The organism is Streptomyces sp. NPDC087844 (assembly GCF_044742785.1).
Taxonomy (GTDB): Bacteria; Actinomycetota; Actinomycetes; order Streptomycetales; family Streptomycetaceae; genus Streptomyces.
In genome coordinates this window covers 91753-103584 of the sequence record NZ_JBIUVD010000026.1, presented here as the reverse complement: position 1 = coordinate 103584, position 11832 = coordinate 91753, and the positions used below count along the sequence as shown (strand labels likewise).

8 protein-coding genes are annotated in these 11832 nt (G+C 68.7%); 7 read left to right on the top strand and 1 reads right to left on the bottom strand.

Annotation, left to right across the window (positions count from 1 at the left end):
• The first annotated feature begins 104 nt into the window (after window positions 1-104).
• Entirely contained in the window at window positions 105-647 is a 543-nt protein-coding gene (locus ACIOKD_RS36015; RefSeq protein WP_402092208.1) for a hypothetical protein, read from the top strand.
• 59 nt (window positions 648-706) lie between these two features.
• On the opposite strand, the gene ACIOKD_RS36010 is transcribed toward ACIOKD_RS36015, so the two are convergent.
• Window positions 707-2173, bottom strand: a complete 1467-nt coding sequence (locus ACIOKD_RS36010) for a CCA tRNA nucleotidyltransferase (RefSeq protein ID WP_402092207.1) — start codon at window positions 2171-2173, stop codon at window positions 707-709.
• A gap of 233 nt (window positions 2174-2406) precedes the next feature.
• On the opposite strand from ACIOKD_RS36010, the gene ACIOKD_RS36005 reads away from it, so the two are divergent.
• The 6 genes from ACIOKD_RS36005 to trxB all read left to right on the top strand — a co-directional run bounded on the left by ACIOKD_RS36005 (window position 2407) and on the right by trxB (window position 11806).
• Window positions 2407-4830: a DUF6049 family protein gene (locus ACIOKD_RS36005; protein WP_402092206.1), complete on the top strand. Its 2424-nt coding sequence runs from the start codon at window positions 2407-2409 to the stop codon at window positions 4828-4830.
• 45 nt (window positions 4831-4875) lie between these two features.
• Window positions 4876-7101, top strand: coding sequence for a murein biosynthesis integral membrane protein MurJ (gene murJ, locus ACIOKD_RS36000; protein WP_402092204.1), 2226 nt, complete (start codon window positions 4876-4878; stop codon window positions 7099-7101).
• 118 nt (window positions 7102-7219) lie between these two features.
• Complete coding sequence (locus ACIOKD_RS35995) at window positions 7220-8944, top strand: protein kinase family protein (protein WP_402092202.1); 1725 nt, start codon at window positions 7220-7222, stop codon at window positions 8942-8944.
• 26 nt (window positions 8945-8970) lie between these two features.
• The gene (gene sigM, locus ACIOKD_RS35990) at window positions 8971-9681 is read left to right on the top strand and encodes an RNA polymerase sigma factor SigM (RefSeq protein ID WP_402092201.1); all 711 of its coding nucleotides are present in this window, start codon (window positions 8971-8973) and stop codon (window positions 9679-9681) included.
• Entirely contained in the window at window positions 9678-10643 is a 966-nt protein-coding gene (locus ACIOKD_RS35985) for an anti-sigma factor family protein (RefSeq protein ID WP_402092200.1), read from the top strand. Before sigM ends, ACIOKD_RS35985 begins: the two co-directional genes overlap by 4 nt.
• A 194-nt stretch (window positions 10644-10837) precedes the next feature.
• A complete protein-coding gene (gene trxB / locus ACIOKD_RS35980; protein WP_402092198.1) occupies window positions 10838-11806 on the top strand; it encodes a thioredoxin-disulfide reductase in 969 nt (322 codons plus the stop codon).
• Window positions 11807-11832: the final 26 nt, after the last annotated feature.

Here is an 11832-nt window from a genome sequence, read left to right as displayed (position 1 = left end):
AAGGACACAGAGACTCTCCGGGCTACGGAGTTGTCAGTGGGGCCCGGTAACTTACGTGCGTCTTATTTCGCGCCACGCGCTCCACGTTCGAGGGGGACCCCCAAGTGACCACGCCGCCGCCGCAGGGCCAGAATCCGTTCGCTCAGGGCCAGCCGGCCGAAGGGAATCCCGGGCAGCAGCCGCCCCAGGGCAACCCCTACGGGCAGCAGCCCCCGCAGGGCTACCCGCAGCAGCCGAACGCTCCCTACGCCCCGGTCCCGCCCGAGCCGCCGAAGCGCAACCTCAAGAAGTACCTGCGTTTCGCCATCCCCGTCGTCGTCCTCATAGTCGTCGTCGGCGGCTGGCTGGCGAGCCGTGACGATGCATCGAGCGCCAAGGTCGGCGACTGCATGAGCATCGGCAACCCGAAGAGCACCACCGACCCGGAGCTTGAGGTCGTGGACTGCGGCAACTCCAAGGCCGCGTACAAGGTCGAGCAGAAGAAGAGCGATGACTCTGGCTGCGACCGCACCAAGTACGCCGAGTACACCGAGACCGGCAGCAGCAGTGACTTCACCCTCTGCCTGTCGGAGTACTCCTCCAACATGAACGCCCGGTTGATCGGGCGCGGGCCTTTGTTCACCGTCAAACACGGCCCCTCGGAATAACCCGCCCTGCCGGCCGGGGTGATGTTTCACGTGAAACATCACCCCGGCCGCTCGCGTTCTCAGTTCTGCTTCGCCCACCACTCCTTGAGGGCCGCCACCGCGGCGTCGTACTCCACCGGCCCGTTCTCCAGACGCAGTTCCAGCAGGAACTTGTAGGCCTGACCGATGGCAGGGCCCGGCCCGATGTCCAGGACCTTCATGATCTGGTTGCCGTCGAGGTCGGGACGGATCGCGTCCAGCTCCTCCTGCTCCTGAAGCTGGGCGACGCGCTCCTCCAGACCGTCGTAGGCACGGAAGAGGGCGGTGGCCTTGCGCTTGTTCCGTGTAGTGCAGTCGGAGCGAGTCAGCTTATGGAGCCGGTCGAGGAGCGGTCCCGCGTCACGGACATAACGGCGGACAGCCGAGTCGGTCCACTCCCCGGCGCCATAACCGTGGAAGCGCAGGTGCAGCTCGACCAGGCGCGAGACATCCTTCACCAGCTCGTTGGAGTACTTGAGCGCGGTCATCCGCTTCTTGGTCATCTTGGCCCCCACCACCTCGTGGTGGTGGAAGGAGACCCGCCCGTCCTCCTCGAAGCGACGCGTCTGCGGCTTACCGATGTCGTGCAGCAACGCGGCCAGCCGCAGGGTGAGGTCCGGGCCGTTCTCCTCCAGCGCCATCGCCTGTTCCAGGACGATCAGCGAGTGGTCGTAGACGTCCTTGTGCCGGTGGTGCTCGTCCCGCTCCAGACGCAACGCGGGCAGCTCGGGAAGCACGCGGTCGGCGAGCCCTGTGTCGACGAGCAGCGTCAGTCCCTTGCGCGGGTACGCGGAGAGGATCAGCTTGTTCAGTTCCTCGCGCACGCGCTCGGCCGACACGATCTCGATGCGGTCGGCCATGGCCTTCATCGCCGCGACGACCTCCGGCGCCACCTCGAAGTCGAGCTGCGCCCCGAAGCGCGCCGCCCGCATCATCCGCAGCGGATCGTCGGAGAAGGACGACTCGGGGGTTCCCGGAGTCCGCAGGACACGGGCGGCGAGATCACCGAGCCCGCCGTGCGGATCGATGAACCTCTTCTCGGGTAGCGACACGGCCATCGCGTTCACCGTGAAGTCACGGCGGACCAGGTCTTCCTCGATGGAGTCTCCGTAGGACACCTCGGGCTTGCGCGAGGACCGGTCGTACGCCTCGGAGCGGTACGTCGTCACCTCGATCTCGAAGCTCTGTACGACTTCACCGACGCGCGCGTCCTTCTGCGCCCCCACCGTGCCGAAGGCGATGCCGACCTCCCACAGGGAGTCGGCCCAGGGCCGCATGATCTTCAGTACGTCCTCGGGGCGGGCGTCGGTCGTGAAGTCCAGGTCGTTGCCGAGCCGGCCGAGCAGGGCGTCCCGGACCGAGCCGCCGACGAGGGCGAGGGAGAACCCGGCCTCCTGAAAACGGCGGGCCAGCTCATCGGCGACGGGGGACACCCGCAGCAGCTCGCTCACCGCGCGGCTCTGCACCTGACTCAGTGCACTGGGACTGTCTTCGTTGGCGTTCGACACAACAGAAAAGGTTACGTGGCCCCGATGCTTGCGGGCGCCTTCATTAAAAGCGCACAGGTCCTTCTCCTTGTCCAGGGTGGGGACACTGACCTAGATACAGCCACATAGAGGGACAGTCGGGTCTCTGCTTCCGATCTTGTGGAGCGGACCGCGGCACTTACCCTCGGCGCGCATCGTTACCATGCGTGGACGCACATTCCGACGACCACTGACGACGAGGGACGGGCGAGCGCGTGGCCGAGGCGGCAGACTTCCAGGGGACCAGTCCCTCACCTGCCCGCCGGTGGCTTCGGCGCACGGGAGCACTGCTCGCCGGGGCGCCTCTGCTGGCCGGCGTCCTACAGCTGCCCATTTCTTCGTCCTCGTATGCCGCCGAGCCCAGCGCCGCGGCCGAGGCCACCGGCTCCCGTACGGTCGCCGTCTCGCTGGACTCACTCAGCCCCAACATCCCCTCCGACGGTGACACGCTCACCGTCTCCGGCAGGATCGTCAACAAGGGCAAGCAGGCGGTCACCGCCGCGCACGTCGGACTGCGGGTGGGCCCGACGCTGGACGGCCGCTCGGCCATCGACGACGCCGCGAAGACCAACCCCTACGCGGGCACGGAGGTCGGCGGCAAGTACGTGGCCAAGTTCGCGAGGCTCGCCCCAGGCGTCCCGCAGACGTTCAGCATCTCCGTCCCCGTCGACAAGCTGGACCTCGGCTCCGACGGCGTCTACCAGCTCGGTGTCACGCTCACCGGCCGGACCACCGCCGCGGCGTACGACCAGATCCTCGGTATCGAGCGGACCTTCCTCCCGTGGCAGCCGGAAGCCGCGGACACGAAGACCAGGACCACCTACCTCTGGCCGTTGATCTCGACCTCCCACATGACGGCCGAGACGGGTTCGAACGAGCAGCAGACCCCCGTCTTCGCGGACGACGACGCCCTGGCCGCCGAACTCTCCCCCGGTGGCCGTCTGGAACAACTCCTCAGCCTCGGCAAGGACCTCGACATCACCTGGGTCATCGACCCGGACCTGCTCGCCTCTGTCGACGCCATGACCCGCAGCTACCGGGTCCAGGTGAACGGCTCCAGCACGACGACCACGGCCGGCACGCACCAGTCGGTGGCCAAGCAGTGGCTCAGCAAGCTGGAGAAGGAGGTCGAGGGCGAGGAAGTCGTCGCTCTCCCCTTCGCCGACCCGGACCTGGCGTCCCTGGCTCACCACGGCACGAAGGTGACCGGGTCCCTGAGCCATCTCAAGGACGCCACCACCGCGGCCGCGATCACCGTGGAATCGGTCCTCCACGTGACCCCCAGCACGGAGTACGCCTGGCCCGTGAGCGGAGCGATCGACCCGTCGATCGTCAAGGTGGCGACCTCGGCCGGCGCCGACACGGTGCTCTCCCGCAGCGACAGCCTTCAAGAGACCGGCGCCCTCCCGTACACGCCCTCGGCGGCCCGGCCGATCGGCGGCGGCACCACGGCGGTCGTCGCGGACGCCCGTCTGTCGACGGCTTTCCAGGGCGACATGACGGTGGCCGGCAACTCCACGCTCGCCGTGCAGCGGTTTCTCGCCCAGAGCCTGATGCTCACCCGCCAGGCTCCGGACAAGCAGCGCAGCGTCGTGATCACCCCGCAGCGCATGCCGACCGCCAGCCAGGCCCAGACGATGGCGCAGGCACTGACAGCGCTCCAGGACGGGAACTGGTCGGAGTCCGCCGAGTTGTCCGCGGCCACCAAGGCCAAGCCGGACGCGGGCGCCACCACCCGGGTGCCGTCGGCGTCCGTGTACCCCTCCTCGCTGACCAAGCAGGAGCTGCCGCAGGAGGCCTTCACGCGGATCGAGGAGACGCAGAAGAAGCTCAACAGCTTCCAGGTGATCCTCGCCGACAAGTCCCGGGTGGTCACCCCCTTCGGGCGGGCCATGGACCGGTCGATGTCCACCTCCTGGCGCGGCCGTGCCGTCGAGGCGACGGTGTACCGCGACGGTGTGCTGAACTACCTCATCGGCCTCACCGAGGGCGTCGGGCTGATCGACAAGTCCGAGGCCAAGCTCTCGGGCCGCAGCGCCACGATCCCGGTCACCGTGCAGAACAACCTCGTCCAGGGCGTCGACCACCTGGTGCTGCGTCTCACCTCCACACAGCCGAGCCGCCTCAGCATCGGCGACGGTGCCTTCCAGGAGCAGCGGGTCGCGGTCGCGGGCGGGCACAGCCAGTCGGTGAAGTTCACCACCAACGCCCACGCGAACGGCCGGGCCGGGGTGATCGCCCAGCTGTACACCGAGGACGGCCAGGCGTACGGACCCGCGGTCGCGTTCGACGTGAAGGTCACCGAGATCACGGCCACGGTGATGCTGGTCATCGCCGGCGGAGTCCTGCTGCTCGTGCTCGCCGGGTTCCGGATGTACACGCAGCGCAAGCGGGAGGCCGCCCGCCAGGCCGCGCTGGAAGCGGACGCCGTCCCCACGGACGATTCCGCGGAGCACACCCCCGCCACCGCCGCGGATGACGCCGACGCGGAGAGCGCGGACGAGACGACGGACGACCGCGACCGGGCGTCCACGACCGGGTCGAGCGCACCCGACCCGGAGCACCCGAGTGACCCTTCACCGGACACCGCACCGGGAGTCACCGACCCGTCCGGCACGGGTGAGAGAGTGGACCGTTGAGCGATGTCGTGGCCGGTGGGCCCGGGACGATGAGGTGGGGTAACCATGAACGCGCCGTACGACGGTGACCGCGGTCAGGGCGCGGGAGGCTCCGGCCACCCCGACGGCCCGCCGCAGGGCCCGCCGGATCCTGGCGAGGTGCCTCCGCAGCCCGCGGCCGAGGTGTACTTCCAGGACGCCTACGACCAGGACCCCTACCGGGCCCAGGACCTGTCCGCCCAGGACCCTGTCACGGAGGCCCTCTACGACCGTGCCGCGCATCCTCCGCCGCCGCCCGGCACGTACCAGGCCCAGCCACCCCTCTACGCCCAGCCGCCCCAGTCCCCGTACGCCCCCGACCCCCGGGTGTGGGCACAGACCCCGGCGCCCGAGCCGGAAGGGCCCACGCAGTACCTGCCCTACGGGGACGATCCCCGTACGACGCAGTTCGTGGGCGTGGACGACCTGGTGACCCAGGCCGGCGAGGAGCGGCACGAGCCGGACGCGTTCGCTCACCTCTTCCGGGACCAGCAGCAGGGCGGCGCTCAGCCTCCCGCCGGGCCGCCCAGCGTGCCCCCGCCGGCCCAGGAACCGGCTCCGGCCGCCGCTGCGCCTCCCGCTCCCGCTCCCGCTCCCGCTCCCGCTCCCGCCAAGAAGTCCGGGGGCCGCGCGTCGAGTCTGCTGAAGTCGAGCGCCGTGATGGCGGCCGGGACCATGGTCTCCCGCCTCACCGGCTTCATCCGCTCCGCACTGATCGTCGCGGCTCTGGGCGTCAGCCTCCTCGGTGACACCTTCCAGGTCGCGTACCAGCTGCCGACGATGATCTACATCCTCACCGTCGGCGGCGGCCTCAACTCCGTCTTCGTACCGCAGTTGGTGCGCGCCATGAAGGACGACGAGGACGGCGGTGAGGCATACGCCAACCGGCTGCTGACCCTCGTCATCGTGGTTCTCGGCGCACTCACCGCGCTCGCGGTACTCGCCGCGCCGCTCCTGGTACGCGCGCTGTCGGCACCTGTGGCAGGCAACGCGGCGGCCAACGACGTCGCCATCACCTTCGCCCGCTACTTCCTGCCCACGATCTTCTTCATGGGCATCCACGTGGTGATGGGTCAGATCCTCAACGCGCGAGGGAAGTTCGGCGCGATGATGTGGACCCCGGTCCTCAACAACATCGTCATCATCGTGACGCTCGGCCTGTTCATCTGGGTGTACGGGACCGCGGGCAGCTCCGGCATGAAGGTAACGACCATCCCGCCGGAAGGCGAGCGGCTGCTCGGCATCGGTGTCCTGCTCGGTCTCGTCATCCAGGCTCTGGCGATGATCCCGTACCTCCGCGAGACCGGATTCCGGCTGCGGCTGCGCTTCGACTGGAAGGGCCACGGACTCGGCAAGGCGGCGATGCTCGCCAAGTGGACCGTGCTCTTCGTCCTCGCCAACCAGGCGGGCGCGATCGTGGTGACCCAGCTGTCCACCGCGTCGGGCAAGGACTCAGGGGTCGGCGGTACCGGCTTCGCCGCCTACGCCAACGCCCAGCTCATCTGGGGTCTCCCACAGGCCATCATCACGGTCTCCCTGATGGCGGCCCTGCTGCCGCGGCTCGCGCGCTCGGCCCACGAGGGCGACACCGGGGCCGTGCGCGACGACATCTCCCAGGGACTGCGCACGACAGCCGTGGCGATCGTGCCGATCTCCTTCGGCTTCGTCGCACTCGGCATCCCGATGTGCACGCTGATGTTCGGCGCTTCCGGGACCAGCGATGCAACGAACATGGGTTACATGCTGATGGCCTTCGGCCTCGGCCTGATCCCCTACTCGGTCCAGTACGTCGTGCTGCGTGCCTTCTACGCGTACGAGGACACCCGCACGCCCTTCTACAACACGGTCATCGTGGCCGTCGTCAACGCCAGTGCCTCCGCGCTCTGTTTCCTTCTGCTTCCTCCGCGCTGGGCAGTGGCGGGCATGGCGGCCTCGTACGGTCTCGCCTACGCCATCGGTGTCGGGGTCGCGTGGCGGCGGCTGAGCAAGCGGCTGGGCGGCGACCTGGACGGTGGCCGTGTCCTGCGCACCTACGCACGGCTCGCGATCGCCGCGGTACCGGCCGCGCTGCTCAGCGGCGCGGCCTGCTACGGAATCAGTAAGTCGCTGGGACAGGGCGTCGGCGGCTCGCTCGTCGCCCTGCTCTGCGGTGGTGTCGTACTGCTCGGTGTCTTCTTCGTCGCGGCACGACGAATGCGCATCGAGGAACTGAACGGAATGGTAGGCATGGTCCGCGGGCGCCTTGGGCGCTGAGAGCGGGGTAGGCGCACAACCATCGTCCGCGACCGCGTGTCGTGCAGAGGGACGGACTGTGGGCACAATTGGCTTTGGCGTCGGACAGCGCGCAACGAATGGGGAGGCAGGAGCGACGGTGGCGGAACGGAGCACGGCTGCCGTCGACGTGGCGGACAACAGCGGCGATGAGCCGCTGACCGCGAAGGCGGACCAGTCCACGGCCGACGGGGTGGCCCAGAACCGGGAGCGGGACACGGACAGCTCGGAGAGCAAAGAGACACAGGGGAGCGGGGGGACCGACAGCCCCGGCAGGACTTCACCGCCCGAGTTGCACAGCGGTCACAAACTCGCCAGACGCTATCGCCTGGAGGAGTGCGTCACCCGTGTGGACGGTTTCAGCAGTTGGCGTGCGGTGGATGAGAAACTCCGCCGTGCCGTCGGTGTGCACCTGCTGCCCGCCGACCATCCACGAGCGCGTTCCGTCCTCGCGGCGGCCCGTTCGTCCGCCCTGCTGGGCGATCCCCGGTTCGTCCAGGTCCTGGACGCGGTCGAGGAGAACGACCTCGTCTATGTGGTGCACGAATGGCTGCCCGACGCCACGGAGCTGACGACGCTCCTGGCCGCCGGAACGCTGGAGGTGCACGAGGCGTACCAGATGGTCAGTCAGGTGTCCCAGGCGATGGCCGCCGCGCACCGCGAAGGGCTGGCTCATCTGAAGCTGACCCCGGGAGCCGTGCTGCGCACCTCGTCCGGTCAGTGGCGCATCCGGGGCCTCGCTGTGAACGCCGCGCTGCGCGGCATCACTTCCGACACCCCGCAGCGCACCGACACGGAGGCGATCGGCGCTCTCCTGTACGCCACGCTCACCCAGCGCTGGCCGTACGAGGACGACGCGTACGGACTCTCCGGACTGCCCAAGGGCGTCGGCCTCATCGCGCCCGACCAGGTACGCGCAGGCGTGCACCGCGGTATGTCGGAGCTCGCGATGCGAGCACTCGCCAACGACGGCGCCACTGCGTCCCGTCAGGAACCTCCGTGCACCACGCCGGAGGAACTGGTGAAGGCGATCGGCGAGATGCCCCGCATCCGTCCGCCCGAGCCGGCGTTCACCGCGCCGCCCGAGTATCAGCGCACGACGTACCAGCAGGGCAACTACGGCCGTCCCGCGCCTCACCCGGGAGCCACCCAGGTGATGCCGGCGCCGCTTCCCCCGCTGCAGACCCGCACCGGCAAAGCCCTCAAGTGGGCCGTGTCCGCGCTTCTGATTGCCGCGCTGGGACTCGGCAGCTGGCAGCTCGCCGACGCGCTCATGGATCACGGGAAGTCCGACGAGACCGGCGACACCCAGATCACGGACGACAACGACAAGAGCGGCGACGAGACGAAGCCGGCCAGGCCGCTCACCATCCAGAGCGCCGCGGAGTACTACCCGGACGGCAAGCCCCAGCACGCGAACGACGTGGGCCTGACGTACGACAAGGACAGTTCCACGTACTGGAGGACGTACTCCTACCGGGGCGGTCCCAAGCTGGCACCCTTCAAGCAAGGCGTCGGAATCGTCTACGACCTCGGATCCGAGAAGGAAGTGTCGGCGGCCTCGATAGGGCTGTACTACGCGGGCGACCACACGACGGCCACGCTGTACGCGGCCAACTCGTCGTCGTCATCACAGAGTCTGAGTTCGATGACAAAGATCGCGGCCGGCACGACCAGCACGACGGACTTGAAGATCTCGGCCAAGAAGGCTGTGAAGACCCGGTACGTTCTGGTCTGGATCACCGCGGTGCCGAAAGCGGCCGGCGACCAGTTCAGTGGCGCCGGTTACAAGCAGGCGATCACCGACGTGAAGTTCACCGGCTGAGGAGTGACCGAGGGGGAGGGGGTTCGATGGCGGACGGCGCCTTCGGCGAAGTAAGCGATCAGGACCTCCTCGCCCGTCATGTCGAGGGTGATCCCGATGCCTTCGGTGAGCTCGTGCGGCGCCACCGCGACCGGCTCTGGGCCGTGGCCCTGCGGACGCTGGGCGACCGCGAGGAAGCCGCTGACGCCGTCCAGGACGCTCTCGTCTCCGCCTACCGGGCCGCCCACACCTTTCGTCGCCAGTCGGCCGTCACCACCTGGCTGCACCGGATCACGGTGAACGCCTGCCTGGACCGGGCCCGCAAGACGGCCTCCAGGAAGACCTCGCCCGTGGCCGACACGGAACGCCTGGAGCAGCTCCTGGAGCCGCATGAGTCGGCTTCCGCGCCGGCCGAACGCAATGATCTGCACCGCGAGCTGCTGGCGGCCCTGAGCACTCTGCCCGCCGATCAGCGGGCCGCTCTCGTCCTGGTGGACATGCAGGGCTACCCCGTGGCGGAGGCCGCCAGTCTGCTCGATGTGCCGACCGGCACGGTCAAGAGCCGCTGTGCTCGTGGCAGAGCCAGACTCCTCCCCCTGCTCACACACCTGCGCACGGACAGCGGGAGCGACAGACCGAGCAAGAAGTCGAGCGAGGGAAGGAACCGTACGCAGGGGACATCCGTCCCACCCGCAGCGGGGCCACATGACGGACCAAGCGATTCAGCTGCTGTGAAGGGCGGAGGTGGGCGAGCGTGACATCCACGACCGACACGGCCGGACACCCGGACGTCACGGAGATCTCCGACCTCACCGAAGGTCTGCTCCCCCCGTCCCGTTCAACGGATGTACGACGCCACCTGGACGACTGCACGCTCTGCGCCGACGTGTACGACTCGCTGGAAGAGATCCGCGGCATGCTCGGCACGCTGCCGGGCCCTCTGCGGATGCCCGACGACGTCGTCGGACGCATCGACGCCGCCCTCGCTGCCGAATCCCTGCTGAATGCCACAGCGCCCGGTGTTTCCCGTGCGGGCGCCCTGCCATCCGGGAGCGAGTCCCATCCGTCGCCCGACGACGAGCGCGAGGGCGTGAGCAACGGCAGCGGCAGCGGCAGCGGGCATGTTTCACGTGAAACATCGACCGGGCCGAACCGCCCCGCAGGGCATCCCCGTGCCGCCACCGGACCGGGTCGCACGAACCGCCCCCGTCGCGGTCGCCGCAGCACCGTCGTCCTGGGCGCCATGTTCACGGCTGCCGCGCTGGGCCTTGGAGGCCTGCTGATCCAGGCGATGGGTGGCGACGGCACGGACCACGAACCGCCGTCGGTACTTCCACAGCGGAGCGACTCCGCGAACACGTTCGCCGGAGAGAAGCTGGAGAGCCAGGTCACGGATCTCCTGGCCAAGGCGGAGGAGAAGAAGGACGGCGGTCCTCGCAGCTCCCGCCCCCGCGGCACCGAGTCGACTGATGGCCCGAAGATCTTGAACACACCCACGGACTCGGTGCCCAGCTGCGTCATGCAGGGGATCGGCCGTGATGCGACTCCGATCGCCTCCAGGGAAGGCTCCTACGAGGGCACCGAGGCGTTTCTCGTGGTGCTCCCCGCCGCCACCGACGTCACACAGGTAACGGCATACGTCGTCGACTCCGCTTGTGTGGACAAGCCGTCGATCTCCACCGGCAAGGTCCTACTGGAGCGCTCCTACCCGCGCAGCTGATCCCGCTCGGTTCTGCCACGGACTGCTCTCGGCACGCTCCGTCCCGGCTCTGACCTCCCCTCGCGGTGCCTCGTCCTCGTATGCCCGGACACAGCGGGAATGCGCGCCCCTTAGGATCCGTTGGGTGGGGTGAGAGTTCCGAGAGAAGCTCCCCCGGTCGTACGTAGCAGTCCCCAGAGACGAGGAATCAAGCCGTGACCGACGTCCGTAACGTGATCATCATCGGCTCCGGGCCCGCCGGCTACACGGCGGCGCTCTATACCGCGCGCGCGTCACTGAAGCCGCTGGTCTTCGAGGGCGCCGTCACCGCGGGTGGTGCCCTTATGAACACGACCGAGGTGGAGAACTTCCCCGGCTTCCAGGACGGAATCATGGGCCCCGAGCTCATGGACAACATGCGGGCACAGGCTGAGCGCTTCGGTGCCGAGCTGATTCCGGACGACATCGTCTCGGTCGACCTCAGCGGTGAGATCAAGACCGTCACGGATACCGCGGGCACCGTCCACCGGGCGAGGGCCGTCATCGTCACCACCGGCTCGCAGCACCGCAAGCTGGGTCTGCCGAAGGAGGACGCCCTCTCCGGACGCGGCGTCTCCTGGTGCGCGACCTGTGACGGCTTCTTCTTCAAGGACCAGGACATCGCCGTGATCGGCGGCGGCGACACCGCCATGGAGGAGGCCACCTTCCTCTCACGGTTCGCCAAGTCCGTGACCATCGTCCACCGGCGCGAGACGCTGCGCGCCTCCAAGGCGATGCAGGAGCGCGCCTTCGCCGACCCGAAGATCAAGTTCGTCTGGGACAGCGAGGTGGCCGAGATCCAGGGCGACCAGAAGCTCGCCGGCCTGAAGCTGCGCAACCTGAAGACCGGCGAGACGTCCGAGCTGCCTGTCACCGGCCTGTTCATCGCAATCGGCCATGACCCGCGCACGGAGCTCTTCAAGGGCCAGCTCAACCTGGACGAGGAGGGCTACCTGGAGGTCGAGGCGCCCTCGACCCGTACGAACCTGGCGGGTGTCTTCGCCGCCGGCGACGTTGTCGACCACACCTACCGCCAGGCAATCACCGCGGCCGGCACCGGCTGCTCCGCGGCTCTCGACGCCGAGCGATTCCTCGCCGCCCTCGCGGACGGTGAACCTGCGGAGCCCGAGAAGACCACTGTCTGACCCCCATCCGCCCCACCGCACCAACC